General features: G+C 69.5%; 17 protein-coding genes. 10 read left to right on the forward strand and 7 right to left on the reverse strand.

Features of this window, described 5'->3' with window-relative positions; all coding sequences use genetic code 11:
* Positions 1-133: 133 nt before the first annotated feature.
* On the forward strand, positions 134-703 hold the full coding sequence (locus tag B0675_RS36665; protein ID WP_241540133.1) for an SDR family NAD(P)-dependent oxidoreductase: 570 nt from the start codon (positions 134-136) through the stop codon (positions 701-703).
* Between the two features lie 114 nt (positions 704-817).
* Here B0675_RS36665 and B0675_RS36670 read toward each other — a convergent pair whose 3' ends face one another.
* On the reverse strand, positions 818-1258 hold the full coding sequence (locus B0675_RS36670; protein WP_081224109.1) for a MarR family transcriptional regulator: 441 nt from the start codon (positions 1256-1258) through the stop codon (positions 818-820).
* A 26-nt stretch (positions 1259-1284) separates the two neighbouring features.
* Here B0675_RS36670 and B0675_RS36675 point away from each other — a divergent pair, with 26 nt between their 5' ends.
* From B0675_RS36675 to B0675_RS36685, 3 genes are all read left to right on the forward strand, one after another.
* A complete protein-coding gene (locus tag B0675_RS36675) occupies positions 1285-1764 on the forward strand; it encodes a VOC family protein (protein WP_081224110.1) in 480 nt (159 codons plus the stop codon).
* 673 nt (positions 1765-2437) lie between these two features.
* Positions 2438-3895: a beta-propeller fold lactonase family protein gene (locus B0675_RS36680; RefSeq protein WP_241540134.1), complete on the forward strand. Its 1458-nt coding sequence runs from the start codon at positions 2438-2440 to the stop codon at positions 3893-3895.
* Positions 3896-4170: 275 nt separating this feature from the next.
* Complete coding sequence (locus tag B0675_RS36685) at positions 4171-4482, forward strand: hypothetical protein (protein WP_081224112.1); 312 nt, start codon at positions 4171-4173, stop codon at positions 4480-4482.
* Between the two features lie 93 nt (positions 4483-4575).
* Here the strand turns inward: B0675_RS36685 and B0675_RS42305 are convergent, their stop codons facing one another.
* Positions 4576-4794: a DUF6207 family protein gene (locus B0675_RS42305; RefSeq protein WP_081224113.1), complete on the reverse strand. Its 219-nt coding sequence runs from the start codon at positions 4792-4794 to the stop codon at positions 4576-4578.
* A gap of 543 nt (positions 4795-5337) precedes the next feature.
* On the opposite strand from B0675_RS42305, the gene B0675_RS41645 reads away from it, so the two are divergent.
* Positions 5338-5691, forward strand: coding sequence for a hypothetical protein (locus B0675_RS41645; RefSeq protein WP_179165542.1), 354 nt, complete (start codon positions 5338-5340; stop codon positions 5689-5691).
* Positions 5692-5899: 208 nt separating this feature from the next.
* Here the strand turns inward: B0675_RS41645 and B0675_RS36700 are convergent, their stop codons facing one another.
* Together B0675_RS36700 and B0675_RS36705 are read right to left on the reverse strand one after the other, a co-directional pair.
* Positions 5900-7876: a discoidin domain-containing protein gene (locus tag B0675_RS36700; protein ID WP_081224114.1), complete on the reverse strand. Its 1977-nt coding sequence runs from the start codon at positions 7874-7876 to the stop codon at positions 5900-5902.
* Between the two features lie 444 nt (positions 7877-8320).
* A complete protein-coding gene (locus B0675_RS36705; protein WP_241540135.1) occupies positions 8321-9439 on the reverse strand; it encodes an FAD-dependent oxidoreductase in 1119 nt (372 codons plus the stop codon).
* 253 nt (positions 9440-9692) lie between these two features.
* On the opposite strand from B0675_RS36705, the gene B0675_RS36710 reads away from it, so the two are divergent.
* Together B0675_RS36710 and B0675_RS36715 are read left to right on the forward strand one after the other, a co-directional pair.
* Entirely contained in the window at positions 9693-10211 is a 519-nt protein-coding gene (locus tag B0675_RS36710; protein ID WP_179165543.1) for a cupin domain-containing protein, read from the forward strand.
* Between the two features lie 94 nt (positions 10212-10305).
* Complete coding sequence (locus tag B0675_RS36715; protein WP_081224117.1) at positions 10306-11397, forward strand: AI-2E family transporter; 1092 nt, start codon at positions 10306-10308, stop codon at positions 11395-11397.
* A gap of 85 nt (positions 11398-11482) precedes the next feature.
* Here B0675_RS36715 and B0675_RS36720 read toward each other — a convergent pair whose 3' ends face one another.
* Positions 11483-12553, reverse strand: coding sequence for a biotin/lipoate A/B protein ligase family protein (locus B0675_RS36720; RefSeq protein WP_081224118.1), 1071 nt, complete (start codon positions 12551-12553; stop codon positions 11483-11485).
* Between the two features lie 108 nt (positions 12554-12661).
* Positions 12662-13324, reverse strand: coding sequence for a lysophospholipid acyltransferase family protein (locus tag B0675_RS36725; RefSeq protein ID WP_081224553.1), 663 nt, complete (start codon positions 13322-13324; stop codon positions 12662-12664).
* A gap of 220 nt (positions 13325-13544) precedes the next feature.
* Here B0675_RS36725 and B0675_RS36730 point away from each other — a divergent pair, with 220 nt between their 5' ends.
* On the forward strand, positions 13545-13763 hold the full coding sequence (locus tag B0675_RS36730; RefSeq protein WP_081224119.1) for a hypothetical protein: 219 nt from the start codon (positions 13545-13547) through the stop codon (positions 13761-13763).
* A gap of 172 nt (positions 13764-13935) precedes the next feature.
* Here B0675_RS36730 and B0675_RS36735 read toward each other — a convergent pair whose 3' ends face one another.
* Positions 13936-14886 carry a pyridoxamine 5'-phosphate oxidase family protein gene (locus tag B0675_RS36735; RefSeq protein ID WP_081224120.1) on the reverse strand — a complete coding sequence of 317 codons (951 nt, stop codon included), beginning with the start codon at positions 14884-14886 and terminating at the stop codon, positions 13936-13938.
* Between the two features lie 230 nt (positions 14887-15116).
* On the opposite strand from B0675_RS36735, the gene B0675_RS36740 reads away from it, so the two are divergent.
* The gene (locus B0675_RS36740) at positions 15117-15737 is read left to right on the forward strand and encodes a CGNR zinc finger domain-containing protein (RefSeq protein ID WP_081224121.1); all 621 of its coding nucleotides are present in this window, start codon (positions 15117-15119) and stop codon (positions 15735-15737) included.
* Between the two features lie 104 nt (positions 15738-15841).
* Positions 15842-16471, forward strand: coding sequence for a TMEM175 family protein (locus tag B0675_RS36745; protein ID WP_081224122.1), 630 nt, complete (start codon positions 15842-15844; stop codon positions 16469-16471).
* Positions 16472-16516 lie beyond the last annotated feature (45 nt).

Genomic DNA, 16516 nt, shown 5'->3' on the forward strand with positions numbered 1-16516 from the left:
TGGCCGTGAAGGGCGGTCGCCTTGCGGTCGGACACCTCCGGTGACGACCTGCGCGTCCTGGAACTCGATGTGCAGTCCCAGGAATCCGCGGACGTTGCGGTGCGGGTCGTCATTGACGAAGCGGGGCCTGGACGTGGTCGTGCACAACGCGGCTCACCTGCTCGTCGGCTATACCGCGGCGTTCACCGCCGACGACATCGCGCACCTGTTCGATGTCAATGTGCTCGGTGCGCAGCGCATCAACCGGGCGGTGCTCCCGCACCTGCGCGCGCGCCGGGCCGGCACACTGCTCTATGTCGGCAGCACGACCAGCGTCATCGTGCCGCCGTTCCTGGGGCCCTACGTCGCCTCGAAGTCCGCGTTCGACGCGCTGGCACAGGTCACCTCCTACGAGGCCAACCACTTCGGCATCGAGACCGTGATCGTGATGCCCGGACGCTTCACCCAGGGCACCGAGCACTTCCCGAACTCCGGCCGGGCGAGCGACACCGCGGTGACCGCGCAATACGCCGAGCTTGACGACTTGGTGGCACGGAACGAGGACGCCACCAACGGCCTGTTCGACCCGCATACGACGCGAACCCGACCGCCGTCGCTGACGAGATCGCCCGTATCCTCGCCCTGCCGGCCGGCGCGAAGCCGGCGCGCAGCGTGGTCGACTTCTCACACGGCGGGGTCGAGAAGGTCAACGACCTGGCGTTGACCGCGCAGCGCGACTACGTGCGGCGCATGGGGTTCGGCAACCTCCTGGGCAGCCAAACCCGCTGACCGCAAGCCCGGCCGGGCACCGCCTCACGAGCGGGCGGGGCCCGGCGTATCAGGCAGTGGCATTGCGGCGCAGGACCGCCGCGAGGGCGTTGCGCAGATCATTCTGCGCGTCCGCGGAGAGCCCGCCGAGAAGGTCGGCCTCCATCTGCCGGATGTCGTGGCGAGTGGCCAGGACCAGGTCACGACCCTCCTCGGTGAGCCGCACCGTACGACGACGGCGGTCCGCCCCGTCGACCTCGCGGGCGATCAGGCCACGGTCGCCGAGGGCGTCCAAGTGGCCGATCAGCCGGGTGGGATCGCGGCGGCTGCGACGCGCGAGCTCCTTCTGCGTCAGCCCGGACTCGCCCATAAGGCGGCTCAGGATCACGTACTCCCACGTAGTGACGCCGTGAGCCTTCAGGATCGGCGCCTCGCGCTCGACGACGAGGTCCAGCAGCCCACTGAGCAGCGCGCCGAGCTCCTCACCGGGCCCGTCATCCCTTGCAGCCATTCATACACCCGCGTAGATTATCTACTATGACAAACGAAGTTGCGGCCGGAGCCGCGTCTGACAATACCGACCAGGACACCCCACCAAGCCGCGTGCGTTTCGGCATGGTCGTGCTCTACGTCCGCGATCTTCACGCCTCGATCGCGTTCTACCGCCTCCTCGGGCTCAACATGCCCGATCCCGACCCCGAGCGCCCGGTCGCGGCCTACATGGAGGGCGGCGCCACAAGGATGATCATCACCACCGACCTCGTCGCACAGCGCTTTGACCCCGGATGGATCCGCCCCGAGCGGAGCGGCTACCAGCAGGTCGTCGAGTTTTTTGTCGACAGCGACTCGGCCGTCGACGCCGCGTGGGAACAACTGACTGCCGCAGGCTACAAGGGCACCACGGCCCCCGGACACCTCCTCGGGCCCTACGCGACGATGGTGGAGGATCCGGACAACAACGTGGTACTGATCACCAACGAACCGGCCGACGCGGAAACGCCCGCGCCCGCGGAGTAAAGCAACGAGTATCGCGCGCATCGAAGACCCCCGTACACGCGACACCACAGCGCTGCTGGAACCGGCAGAAGCGTCATACACGGCTGGCGAACGGTCACATGTCCACCTCGCGCAGAAGCCGGCTAGTGAAGCGCGCCGCGGACAAGAGCCCACCGCTGAAGGTTCGTAGCGACAGTTACGTCGGCGGCAGCCGGCCAGGACATGGTGCGTTCAATGACCCAGCGGCGACGCCCCAAGCGTCGCGAGTGCACCTGACCTGGTCCTTGCTCCAACGGGCAAAGCGTAGGTAGGCCGTTGGCCAGGCCGGCCCGAACACTGGCGGGACGTGCCGCTATGCATAGTCCGAAGTCGCCATGAACCCGATCGGGCAATCACGATCCCCGGCACACCGAGAAGTGTCGCCCCACTGACTCGGCGTGAGAAGAAGGCCCATGGGGCCTTTTTCCGGGATCCGCGGACGGGCTCTGCGGGCGCCGGGCGTCCACGGCTTGCCACGCCCCGGCGCACGACCCGCACGCACTCCCCGCGTGCACCCCGCACCTCTCGCACCCTTCTGTACGCGCTCCGCCACGGTACGTAGCGTGTCCCCCGTAACCTGTCAGGGCAGGTCAACTCACCACGCAACGGGCCCCGTTCGCAACGCGGCGGGCCACCGGTGCATCAGGGGGAAGCGATGTCCAGGGGTCAGCGACGTGAGCACGTCCGGGCAATCGGCGTCAGACACATCAGAGCGGTCCCGTCCCTGGGGCGCTGGAGACGTCGTGCGACCGGCGCGCTGTCGTCACTGGCACTGGCGGCCGTCGCGGTGGTAGCGGTCCCGTCGGGCCCGGCTGCGGCCGTCCCGTCCGGACCGTACCTCTACATCGCCGGTTACGGCAGCGGCACCGTGTCGGTGGTCGACCCGGCGACCGACACGGTGGCCGCGACCATTGCCGTCGGCGGCGCTCCCCGCTCCGTTGCGCTCGCGCCGGACGGCACCCGGGCGTACGTCTCCGACTACAGCAGGAACAACAGCAAGGTGTCGGTGATCGACACCGCCACCGACACTGTGACCGCCACTGTCGCCACCGGCAAGAACCAGGAACAGCTGGGCGTTACCCCGGACGGCTCCCGGGTCTACGTCGCCAACGCCGGCAGCGCGAGCGTGTCGGTAATCGACACGGCCACCGACACGGTGTCGTCCACCGTTCCGGTCAGCGGGAGTCCTCGCGGACTCGCGGTGTCGCCGGACGGCTCGCACGTGTACGTCACCAACTCCGGCAGCACGGTGTCGGTGATCGACACCGCGACGGACACGGTCTCGGCCACCATCGAGCTGGGCAACAGCAGCGGACTCGCGGTCGCCTTCGCGCCGGACGGCGTGCACGCCTACGTCTCCAGTGCCGGCGACAACAGGCTCTATGTGATCGACACGGCCACCGAAGCGGTGACCGCCTCCGTCGGCGTCGGCGTCAGCCCGCACGGGGTGCTCGTGTCGCCTGACGGCTTACGCGTGTACGTCGCCAACTACTTCAGCAACGACGTCTCCGTGATCGACACGGCGACCAACGCGGTGACCGCCACGATCGCCGTCGGTCAGTATCCATGGGAGGTGGCGCTCCAGCAGGGCGGCGACCAGCTCTACGTCTCCAACAGCGGCAGCAGCGATGTGTCGGTGGTCGCGCTCGCCACCAACACGGTGACCTCCCGCTTCGGCGGCGTCGGCAGCACGCCTCTAGGCATCACGTCGGGCCTGGCGCGCCCGGCGAAGGCGGACCTCGCCGTGGCGCTGAAGGCCAAGGCCAACGCTCTGCTCCCGGGCGCCATCGGCTACACGCTGACCGTGCACAACGCCGGTCCGAACAAGGCGGCATCGGCGAAGGTCACCGCGACACTCCCCGCGGGAGCCTCCCCGACCGGACTCTCACCCGGCTGCACCGCCACGGGCAACACAGTCGTCTGCGCGTTCGCGAACATTCCCGCGAGTACATCCGTCACGGCCGACTTCAAGCTCCCGCTGTCGCTGCTCAGCCTCGGACAGATCACCGTCCAGGCGGCACGCACAACCTCGTCCCCGACCGATCCCGACCCCTCCAACGACACATCGTCGGCGTCCTGCACGGTGATCTCCCTCCTGCTCGCCACCTGCTGACGTCCCAACACGGATCGAATATCTCCGCTGCGCCACCGGGTGACCGCCGCTACCCGAACGCGCGTCGCAGTAGACGAGCTGAGAAGCCGTGCCGTCGTCCAGGACGACGGCGACCGCCCCGGTGTGGCGGGCCTCGAACTCTGGGAGCCGGCACCCACCAGGCCGCAGCCTGGATGCCACCGCCGCCCCCGCAGTTTCTGACAGTGCCCGCGGCCCTAGCCTCTGAGCTACGGCATCACAACGATGCCGTAGCTCACGGACCGCAGGAGAGCCGCGTGATCTTCCCTCTGGCCGACATCGACATCTATCAACAGGGTGTCACCGAGATCACCCCGCCCGGCCACTGCCTCGTCACCGGCATCGGACCCGACGGGCTGCTCCGCATGTTCCTGTACCACGGTCCGGCCCCCGCGGATGCCGGGCTCTGCGGATCAGTGGTCCTCCCGAAACCGGACCTGCTCATAGCCGGACATCCCTTCACCGCCCGCGCGCCCGACGGTGCACGCGTGCCCAGCAAGACCCAGAGCCCCGAGCTGATGCTCGCCCACCTTGCCGAGCTGGCGGCCGCAGCCAGAAAGGCGCCGTGAGCGCGCCGTCTCGTCGAATACCTGGCAGCGGCGGGGTTCGGCAGGTCTGCGGGGCGTCAGTTGCTCGATCCGGCGCCCGGCAGTTCGGACGGCTCACGCGCCGCAGGGGTTGATGCGGGAGGCTGACCGAACCGGGGCTAGGCGTCGGGTTTTTGGCTCACCCGGGTCGCGAGTCGTTCGATCCCCACGGGCTGTCGCGCAGCGCTCGGCGAGCAGTTGCTGGATGGCGAAGGCGGTTGCGTCGTCGGCGGCCGCGATCTCTACCACCGCAAGGCCCGGCTCGGTTACGTGCGCGTCGAGGATTGACCTCATGCCTGGCAGAACGCGCCGCGATGGCTGGCAGTTCTCGGAACAGGGCAGCGTCACCCGACCGGGTAAGGGCTGACGCTGCCATCGTGATCAAAAGACCTGTTCTGCGGCCTTGGATGCGCAGAAGCTGTGGCCCGCCAGGCTGAGAACATCGTCCGCGGCTGATAGCACCAGCCCGTCGACGCCCGAGGCCGCCAAGAGCCGCAGGCTGACGCACATCGCGTGAAGAGGGGCCCGGCGCAGTCGGGTCCCTCCGCTGTCTTCGCGCCCGATCCTGAGGGGATCACCGTGGGCGCAGCTTGGTCTCGCCAGAGCATCACAGGACCAGGCTGCGGCTGAAGCCCGTGGCCGTGCGCGGCCACTGATTCAGCTCAGGGTCCTGGCCTACTTCGGGGTGAGCTCCGCCGCGGACGCGGCGCCGTCGCTGATGCTCGCGGCGATGGCGTGCGCGCTCACTCCGCCCGGAAGGCGTCTGGTCATCGAGGACTCGCCCGCGGCGGTGCGCGCCTTTCTGCGGCTGCGGCCGGTCCGGGAGTTGCGGGGGGGGTGGGCGCCCGCGCGGCCGCGACGGTCTCCGGCTACGGGCTCCACACCGTCGCCGACGTCCCCCAGGTCACCCTGCAGCGCCTCCTCGGTGCCCGCCCGGGCCGCATCCTTCACGAACGCGCCCACGGGCACGACACCACCGCCGTCGACCCGACCCCGACGCCGGCCAGCATGAGCAGCGAGAACCGCTACGACCACGACGAACTCGACCCGGCCCAGCACCGGCGGGCCCTGCTCGCCCTCGCCGACGACCTCGGCGCCCGTCTTCGCAGCTCTGACCAGATCGCTGCCGGCCGGGGAAAGCCCCCAACTGGGAGCCGAAGGCGCACAGCGGGCCCGCAGTCGCCCTCATGAACGCCGACCGCGACGAACGTCACCGACCTCACCCAGGCCGTCGCCCTGGTCGACGGCATCCCGCCCGTGGGCCGGACGCCCGTGCCCGCCGCGCCGCCGCCCCGATTCGCTGCTCAGCGACCAGGGCTACGACTCCAACCCCCACCGCGAGAGCTGCGCAAGCGCTGGATCCTGCCGCCAGACCGCTTCGACCAATCGGAAGACGTAATCAGGCCCCGAACACCCGCAATTCCGCGACTTGTCCAGCAGGCCACCCCGTATTGGCCGTGAAGACAAGTCGGAGATGACGTGTGGTCGTGCCCGCGGGAAGGCTCAGGGTGGCCGTGTTCTCGGAGGACGGGTCGAAGGTGTAGGCCGCAGAGCCGAGGAGCTGGCCGAACGACGTGCCGTCGGTGCTTCCTTGGACGGACATGGTCTGAGAACGAGTGGCCCAAGCGGTGGCGGGAGGCAACGTCAGGACGACGCGGCGAACGCCGATTGCGGAGCCCAGGTCCACCTGCAGCCACTGCGGAAAGGCACTGTTGGCGCTCTCCCAGTATGTGTTTGCGTTCCCGTCCACGGCGTTGCCCGGTGCATACGACTGCGTGTAACTGCTCGCCATGGTGGGCCGGTTCAGGACCGCGTTGACCGCGGAAGAGCCACTGGCGCTGGTGGTCGTCGTGACCTGGCTGGACGACGTGGAAACGCTGCCTGCCGCGTCCAGAGCCTGAACGTCGAATGTGTAGGGCGTCGATGCGGTCAGTCCTGTCACCGTGAAAGCGGTGACATCGCCACCCGCAGTACCAACCGGAGTAGCCGTAACACCCACAAACCGACGAACGCGATAACCCACCACCCCGACGTTATCGACGGACGCGCTCCAGGCCAGCGTCACGCTCGTGTCGCTCACGGCGGTGACACGCAGATTCCCCGGGGCGGTGGGAGGCACGGTGTCGCCGCCGGTGACCGGAGGGGTCGGCCGGACCGCGGTAACGGCGATCTGGCCCTTGAGCATCCTGCCACCGTCACCTGTAAGTCTCAGGTAGTAGTCGGAGGAGCACGCGGTTCCGTCCTCGTCGAGGGCGAGGAGACCTGATCCGGTCGGCACCCACACCTGGGACTCGGCGGTCTTGGCGATCTGATTGCCTTCGTTGTACTCGTCGAACATCGAGATGTAGACGCTCGCCACACCGGCGCGACCCATGTTGTAGAACTGCCGCCACATGAAGTCCCCGTGAGCGCGCTGCCGGTCACCCACAGCGCCAGGCAGAACACAGGGCTGATAGTCGATCCCCCACGCCGCGCATTCGGCGAGATCGGGCACGGTCGCGACGTTGTAGAAGTTGTCGGCGTCACTGACGTTGCCGATACGACCGACCATCCACGGCGAGAGCATGTCGAACGCGTGATACACCGCGGAGAATCCGGGCCGGGAGTCGCGGTCTCCGGTCCGCCACCAGGTCGGCACTCCGCCGATCACGTAACAGCCCTGCTGTTTGAACCAGTTGACCACATCCAGGCTGGCATCCGGAGTGAAGGGCCGCTGGCCGTCGTTGAACCCGAACCCCCAGACGCAGACGACCGGCTTGCCGTTCTGCCGCGCGTACGCGGAAGAACCGGCGTGCTGTCGCATCTTGTTCGTCCAGTCGGCCTTGATCTCCGTCTGCATGGCTGTCCAGTCGGAGACGTCATACATCACGTAGAACTTGACACCTTGTGACTCTGCCGCGCTGCGCACCTTGCCCGCCATCGCGTCGCGCGTCGGTCCTTCACCCCCCGTGGGGTTGAAACGCTGCAGCGCGGCCGTGTCGATGCCGTACTGCTTCATCCAGCGGAAGTGCACGTCGACGGTCGACTGGTCGTAGGACGAGAACAGTGCCGCCGGCTGCCCATTGCCGAGGTTTCCGAAGGCGGTGCGGTACGTGGTCGGATAGTCGCGGGAGTCCGGCCAGGCCACGATGGCCGAGTTCGACACCGACGGCGTCTGTCCCCAGTTCCGCGCCCAGTGCCACCAGCCGTTGATCGGGGCGCCGTCCCCGGCGCAGGCGAACCAGCCCTGGTAGCCGACGGTCACCTTGCCCACCACGTCGCCAGGCGCGCTCGCCGCCGTGGCGGCCGCCGCGAACGCCGTACGGCCGAGTCCGACGGAGCCGGCGACTCCCGTGACCGTTGCCACCTGCAGGACTGTTCGACGTGTGACACCCATCTGGATCGCCTCCGACTGATCGTCAACATCGCTGCCGATAGCACCGGTTGAGCCAGAGGCGGCAGCGCGGGCCTGTCGCGGGAGAGGGTATTGAGGCACACAAGAGACTGCAAGAGATTGGCAGACTCCTGCAAAACTTCAATTGACAGCCGCAACAATGAGCCATGGGTGTCAGATTCGCTCGGCAGGGGCCCACCGGAACGTGGCCAGGCGGTTTCGCGGGCGTCGGCACGGCGGCCTCGACATCGGGGGGTGTCCTGTAAGGGCTCATTCCCCACACCTGGGCTGGAAGGTCAAGGCACAGCACCGGGAGTGCCACAGGAGACATGCCGACAAGAGATCGCGGCGTAGGCGGCCATGCCCGCACCGGAGCCGACTCCGAGGCAGGCCGCCGAGCCGTGTGGACGACTCTCCAGGAGACCTGCCGCAGTAGACCGCCGCCGTTCAGGGACGGTCGAGTCTGAAACGGTCCGGGCCGGGGATTCCGTGGGTGAGGTCGGCTGCCAACTCGCCGAGCAGCGGGGCGAATTTGAAGGCGTGTCCCGAGCAGCCGCCCAAGACGGTGACGGGGCCCTGCCGGTCGGCGATGAAGTCGTGCTGCTTGGTGGTGGTGTAGAGGCACGTGAGAGGTTCGGGCGCGGTGTGCTCCACGCCGGGCAACCAGCGTTCCGCGTAGGCGGCGAGTGCCCGGACCGTGTCGGGGTCGGGAGTACGGTCGCGGTGCTCGGGGTCGACGACCGGGCCGATGCCGTGGAATCCGGCCTTCACTCCGTCGACGCTGCCGAGTCCGTAGACGCCGTCCACGGTCGGGCCGACGGCGGGCAGGGCGGCGCCGGGATGGTGGATGAAGCTGGGCCAGGACAGCGGGTCGGCGGCGGGGAAGTGCGCGGGCTGCTCCTGAGTGACGCGCAGCGCCGGAAGGCTGCGGAGGGGGCCTTCGGCCCCGTTGACGAGCAGGTCGGCCGTCCAGCTCCCCGCGGCCACGACCGCGGCATCCGCACGGATGTCGTCCTGGCCCTCGACGCGGACCCGAACGCCGTCACCCTGGACGGACACCCCACTCACCCGCACTCCGTGCCGGATGTCGGCACCGTGATCGCGGGCCGCCTGCTGGAACGCGGCGACCGATTCATCGGCGTGCAGCCGCCCCGCTTCGGGGTGGTAGAGGGCGCTGGTGTCGGCGCGCAGACCGGGCCAGCGCTCGGCGACCTGATCCGGGACGAGCCGTTCGGCCGGGCGTCCCACACGGGTCAGGCCGTCGTGCAGTGCTTCGATGACGGCGGCCGGGCCGTGGTCGACGGCCCCGGTGAGCGTGAGGATGCGACGGCCGGTGGCCTCCTCCAGCCGCTGCCACAGTGGCAGCGCCCGAACGGTGAGGTCGACGTAGAAGGGGTCGGCGTACGCGAGGCGGAAGATGCGCGAGGTCCCATGGGAACTGCCGCGGTCGTGGCCGGGCTGGAAGCGCTCCAGCAACGTCACGTCGTCACCACGTGCGGCCAGCCGCCATGCCGCCGCGGAGCCCATGGCGCCACCACCGACGACGACAACTCGACGAACAGACACAGCTGATGGCCCTTCGTAGTGGTTCCGCTCACCATCGCCAGTCAGCATGCACGGGAGATGGGTCGCTTCGGCCGATTCTTGCAGGTGGGGTCACCCCGGCTGCTCACCGGCCCGGTGTTCCGACGCGCGGGCGACGGGACGGGTGGGGGTGCGTGCCGTCATGGTGCCCGTCATGCGCGTGACGGGAAGCGGCGGGAGGATGGCGGACGGAAGCATGCGCACGTACGGCGGACCACATGGGCAGGGTGGCGACATGAGTGATCCGATGGTGATCGCGGCGGGGCAGGGCCGGCTGTTCCGCGGTCCGACCGGGGCACCGATGGCCGTGAAGATCGACGGTACGGCGACGGGCGGCGCGTACTCGGTCATCGAGTACGCGCATGCCGCGGGAGCGCCCGGGCCGCCACCGCACGTTCACCGACATCACGAGGAGGCCTTCCGTGTCCTCGACGGCGAACTCACCCTGGATGTCGGAGACCGGACTCTCACGCTGGGCTCCGGCGACTACGCCGTGGTGCCTCGGGGGATGGCGCATCGGCCGTACAACGTCAGTGACGCCGAGGTCCGGTTCCTGTTCATCACCTCCCCCGCGCTGGACGGCTTCTTCGCCGAGATGGCGGATCTGAACGCGGCGACGGACGGCAATCCGCCGGCCGAGGCGCTGAAGGAGCTGGGCGACCGCTGGGACTGCGTGTTCACCGACTTGCCCGCGGGCGACAGGACGACGCGGATGGTCAACGAGTCGGGCGAGGCAGCGTCCGATACCGGCTGAATCCGGGCAGGCCGCTCCCGGCACAGCAGGCCCCCCGTTCCCCTCCGTAGGACGGGCTGACGGACCATGGCCGGTGCGCCCATAGGGTGATGCCATGACTGCCCCGTTGAGTTCCACGAGAACCCGTGCCGCCCTGCGGACATCCGCACGTCTTTCGGTCGAACTGCTGCTGATCCTCGTGATGGTTTGGGTGGCTCTGTGGGTCGTGGGGCAAATGTGGTCCGTTGTCTGGCCGTTGATCGTGGCGTTGTTCCTGACCACGCTGACGTGGCCCTTCGCTCGGTTCCTGCGTCGGCGCGGTTGGCCGCCCGCGTTGGCGGCGTCAGCGGTGACCGTGCTGTTCCTCGTCGTCGCTCTGGGGGTCGTGGCGCTGATCGCGGTGCCGGTGGCGTCCCAGACGGGAGAGCTGACGGATGGGGTCGTGCAGGGCATCCACAAGGTCAGGGAGTGGGCTTCAGGTCCGCCGCTGAACATCGGTGACGACCAGATCTCGAAGGCCTCGGACGCCACGGTCACCCGGATCCAGAACAGCGTGGGCAGCGTCGTCACCGCCCTGGTCACGGGGGTGAGCACGATTCTGAACGGTTTGGTGACCGCCGTTCTGGCCCTGTTCCTGATGTTCTTCTTCCTCAAGGACGGGCCGCGGTTCCTTCCCTGGCTGACCCGTCAGCTTCCCGGGCGCCTGGCCACGGACATTCCGACGGTCGCGGAGCGCAGCTGGGACACACTCAGCTCGTTCGTGCGTTCACAGGCCCTCGTCGGCCTGCTGGACGCCGTACTCATCGGCGCCGGCCTGTGGATCCTGGGGGTGCCGCTGGTGCTTCCCTTGGCCGTCCTGACTTTCGTGACCGCGTTCGTCCCGATCGTGGGCGCGGTGTTCGCCGGCTTTGTCGCGGTCCTCATCGCCCTGGTGTCGAACGGCCTGACCGACGCCCTGATCGTGCTGGCGATCATCCTGGTGGTGCAGCAGCTGGAGGGGAACGTCTTCCAGCCGATGATCCAGAGCCGCGGACTGGGTCTGCACGCCGCCGTCGTGTTGCTGGCGGTGACCCTCGGCGGAGCTTTGGCCGGTGTGGTGGGCAGCCTGCTCGCCGTACCTGCGGCGGCACTCGTGGCGGTGATCTGGAACTACCTGCGCGAACAACTCGCCGAGGTGACGCCCCTTCCGGAGCCGGAAGAGGCCTGAGGGGCGAGCAGTACGGGGCCTGAGCGGCGAGTGGGAGGGCGTCGGAGGGGACCCGCGGCACCACCGCCGCAGCCGGAGCCCCTCGTCAGGGCACGCGTGCGGTCCAGTCCGGCGAGGTGAACTTCGTACGCGCCAGTTCCTGTGCGCGGGCCAGTTCCTCGTCGGTCACCTTTCCGTCGGCGAGTCCGTGGCGGAGGCGGAAGGAGTCGATCATCCGCTCGATGACGGCCTCGCGTGCGAGGCCGGTCTGCCGTCGGAGGGGGTCGACCCGCTTCTTCGCGCTTCTCGTGCCTTTGTCGGACAGCTTCTCCCGGCCGATGCGCAGCACATCGAGCATCTTGTCGGCGTCGATGTCGTAGGCCATGGTCACGTGGTGCAGTACGGCGCCGGGGCCGCCGTCCGGTCCCACGATCCGCTTCTGAGCGGCTCCCGCGATCTTTCCCTGGTCGGTGGCGATGTCGTTGAGCGGCTGATACCAGGCGGTGATGCCCATGTCGCCGAGCGCACCGAGGACCCAGTCGTCGAGATAGGCGTAGCTGTCCTGGAAGGACAGTCCCTGAACGAGCGCCTCGGGTACCGAGAGCGAGTAGGTGATCGTGTTGCCCGGCTCCACGAACATCGCCCCGCCCCCCGAGATCCGGCGCACCACGTCGATGCCATGTCGCTGGGCGCCCTCGGGATCGACCTCGTTGCGCAGGGACTGGAAGCTGCCGATGATCACCGCCGGGTCCGCCCACTCCCACACCCTGAGGGTCGGCGGCCGGCGCCCCGCGGCGACCTCCGCGGTCAGGACCTCGTCCAGGGCCATGTGCAGGGCGGGGGCCTGCGGTCCCTCGTGGATCAGCTGCCATGCGTAGTCGGTCCAGTCGGTGGCGTGCGCCAGCGCGCGTCGCACCGCGATGGCGATGCCCTCCGCGGTGAGCCCGTACATCACGGTGCCCCCGGGAAGGGCCGCTTCGATCCTCGCGGTCAGGCCCGCGGCGTCGGTGTCGACGGGAGCCCCGTCCAGGGCGTGGTTCACCGCGTCGAGCGCCTCGTCCGGCTCGAGGAAGAAGTCTCCGGCCACCCTCGTGTTCCGCAGGACGCCACCAGACTCGTCGACGTCCACATCCACGACGACCAGCTTGCCGCCGGGAACCTTGTACTCACCGTGCACGATCTCCGCCTTCCTCCGCTGATGGACTCAGCACCGTGGGCGGCATTGATGTTCCCGTCGGCGCGACGGGAGACCCCGCTCATCCGCGAACACCCGGTTCCGCCCGATCTATGCGGCGAGCGCGGCGGGGTCACCGACGTGTGCCGCCGCCGTCTTCCACGCGCTGGTGACCGCCGCGCGGGCCCGGGCGGTACCAACGGTGCTGTCCCCGGACAGGACGATGGGGGCACCCACGTGGACGTGCAGGTCGGGGCGGCGCAGGGGCGCTGTGGCGAGGCCCGCGATCTGCTTGATCATGCTGCCCGAGATGACCCGCCGGGCACCGGCCTGGCCCACGGGCACGACGGGGGCTCCGGTGAGCTCGGCGAGACGGGCCAGGCCGCTACGGAACTCTCCGGGCGCGGCATCCGCGGCGTCCTTACGGCGAGGCAGGCGGCCTTCGGCATAGATGAGCACGAGTCGCCCCTGCCGCAGCGCCTCTGCCGCGAGGTCGAGCGCATCGGCGGCTCGCCGGTCGCGGCGGTGCACGGGGATGTGCCCTTCGCGGGTGAGGGCTCGGCCGAGCAGTGGGACGCGCCAGAGCCCAGCGGTGGCCATGACGACCGGCGAGACGCCGAGCCGGTGCAGGGCGGCGATCACGATCGCGGGGTCGGCGAGGGAGCTGTGGTTCGCGGCGATGATGCTGCCCGGCATGAGCTCCGCGCCGGGGGCGCGGGTCACGGACAGCCGTCCGACGGCGGGGATCAGGGCATGGGCGGCACGGCTGAGCACGAGCAGGCTCCCGGTCTGGGCGATGGAGAGCTTCATCGTCGGCGCTCGTCACGGCCGGGGCATGAGCTGCCGTACTCATCTTCCGGACCGCGCGGTACCCACATGGCCCCCCGTCGTGCGTTCACGATCTCCTGCGAAGGCACTGGTAGCTGCGAGCGGCCGCCGGGAATGGGAACAGCACGAGGGGGCACATGTCGGAAGCAATGGTGGGAGACGACGAGTGAGTGAGCAGCAGGCGCGCGACTGGACGCGGATGACCCCGGACGAGTTCGACCGGGACGCGCCGCTGCGCCAGGGCGACCCCGGTCCGGCCGTCGTCCCGGCCGTGCCCGACGAGTGCGGTACGGCACCGCTGTTCGGTGACGAGAGGCCCGCCCCGCACGCTCGTACGACCGAGCGTCGTCGAGCCCAGGTCGTCGAGCAGCCGGAGTTGTTCTGACCACCTGCGTGCCGTTGTGGTGTCCACGGCTCTGACGCGTCTGAAGATTCGGGAGGATTGCGATTCAGCCCCGGTTCCGGGCACGGTCACGCCGCTTCAGCCTCGGTTCAGGGCGCGGTCGTGCCCGCCGCGACCCCTGTTCCGGTGACCGGTCCAGCGCCCGCTCGCGGGTTCATCGCAGGGGTGCCACCCGGCCGGACAGGGGCGGATTGTCGGGGGCCGCGGCGACGGAGTCGGCCCGCACCGGGAGGAGGCGTCCGGCGACCACGTGCTGCGGGGTGAAACGGACACGGCGGCCGGTGTGGTCGTCGTCGCCGGGGGCGCCCGGGTCGGTCCATTCCACGACGGCTCGGCCGGACAGGTGCAGGGTGCGGCCGGTGGTGAAGTCGCAGAAGAGCAAGGCGGTTTCGGGATGGGCTTCGATGTTGCCCAGCGTGTTGAACATGTTGTTGCCCGCGTAGTCGGGCCACCACAGCTGCCCGTCCTGGACGCGCACGAATCCCGGCTCCCCTCCGCGGTGCGAAGCGTCGTTGCCGCGCGTGGGATGCGTCGTGCCGACCAGGAGGGTGTCGGACCGACCGATGAGGTCGGCGTCGTCCGGGGCCAGGGCGCCGGCGTGCCGGACCGCTTCCGTACCAGCGGTCGGGAGGTCGGCGGTATGAAGGTGCCTGCGCTGGATGTACCGGGGACAGTTGCCGTACGCCTGCTCCACGTCGATGCGCAGGCCGTTGCCGCCCTTGCCGGACATCTCACCGTTGATGCGCAGGCGCCGACGGGTGGCGAACTCGACCACGATCACCCCGACCGGCTGTCCCGCGGGGAGGTGTCTCAGCGGATCGCCCTCGACGGGCAGGGCCCGCACGTCCAGCGTGGTCGGCGATGTGACGTCGAGGAACCCGGCCGAGCCCGTGAGCGGGGAGATCCACAGCGTGCCGTGCTCGTCGCGTGCGGTGATCGCGGCGAAGGTCCGGTCCTCCAGGAACCGGGCGATTCCGCCGCCGAGTCGTGCGGGGGCCAGCATGCCCGAGAGTCGGGACGCGTCCCTCGTCACGCCCGCTCGATGCTGCACGGCCAGTTCCCCTTCGTGGAAGCCTGCCGCGGGCTTGTCCGCCGGGACGGTCATCGTTATCCCCTTCCGCATACGGGCGCGGGCCTACGGGTCTGCGGTGGAGCGACCGCGCACGCCCGCCGCGCGGGAGCCATCAGTCCGCAGACCCCGCCCGGCCGGGTTGGCCGATCACTTCTGACGCTTAGATTCACCCTCAACCATTAGAACAAGCCTGACACGCGACCTCCCTCATGTCAACGGATGACGCCTCCCTCAACCGTTAGAATCGCGATACTCTCGATCCCATGGACACCAGCGCACCCCTCCTGGGCGAGCCGCTCCCCGTGGAACTGATGAACACGATCTGGGCCGATCGGGACGGGGTGCACGACGCCCTGATCGACGCCGTCGGCACCAGTGCGTGGCTGCGGGCCGTCGCGCCCCGGACGGAACTGCTGACGCCGGACGAGGTCGCCGCACTCCCTCCGTCCGCCCTGGAACAGCTTCGCGGCCGACTGACCGACCTTCGTGACGCTCTGCGTCGCCTGGCCGCGGCGGCCACCGAGGACACGCGTACGGCGGCCGGCACAGGGCCCGGCGAGCTGCAGGAAGCTGTCGCCCGCCTCAACCGGGCCGCCGGTGACACGCCCCACTGGTCCGCACTGTCCTGGACCCCGGGCCAGGAGCCCTCGCGGCACCTCCGGGCCGGGGGCGAGGGGGCGGCGGCAGCCGTCTCCGCCCTCGCCGACGAGGCCGTCGCACTCTTCGGTCAGGACACCCGTCACCGACTGCGTGCCTGCCCGGGCCCAGGATGCGTCCTGTACTTCATGAAGAACCACCCCCGCAGGGAATGGTGCTCGGCGGGCTGCGGCAACCGCGCGCGCTCGGCGCGTCACTACCAGCGCCACCGCCGCACCACCGTCTGACAACTACGCATGCGGCCACGGCGCAGAGGTGCCGGCCGCCCACCCGCTCGGTCATCCGGGAGCGGCGCGGCAGCCATGATCCGTCCTGGCCGTACCGTGAGCCCATGACGGATGCGAGCGCTGCCGAGGCGACGTCCCGGGCCGACACGGAACGGCTGGTGACACTGTCCGACGGCATCTATGCCATCGCCATGACCCTGCTCGTCCTCGATCTGCGTATCCCGCCGCACCTCACGGGCGCGGCTTTCCAGGAGGCGCTGCGGTCGTCATGGCCCAACCTCGGTGCCGCCGCTCTGAGCTTCGCCGTGCTGGCCGGATTCTGGCGTGACCAGCGACGCATTCTCGCGCCGCTGTCGACCGTCTCTCCTCTGGTCACGCGGCTCACCCTTCTCGGGCTCGGGCTGGCCGCGGTACTGCCCTACCCGACGACGCTGCTCGCCGAGTACGCGTCGCACCCGCAGACCATCGCGCTCTACGCCGGCACCATCGCGGCCGTGGAGGCCGTGCATGTCACGGTGTTGCTGCTCACCCGGCGTCAGGCACATGTGTCGTGGGAGGCACCGGCGTCCGCCGCTCGCCGCGCGTTCACGGCGCAGCTCGTGTCCAGCATGGTCGTCTTCGCGGTGTCGATCGCGGTGGCCTTCTACGACACCGACGTCGCGATGCTGACGTGGATCGCGATCGTTCCGGCCCACCACCTCATCGCCCACCGCGGGCGGACCGGAAGGCGCTGAACACCCGGGGATCGCCACCGGCGTGGCTGCGGGCTGGGCCGTCGG

Origin of the sequence: Streptomyces sp. M41(2017) (genome assembly GCF_002078175.1) — a bacterium.
In the GTDB taxonomy this organism is placed as follows: domain Bacteria; phylum Actinomycetota; class Actinomycetes; order Streptomycetales; family Streptomycetaceae; genus Streptomyces.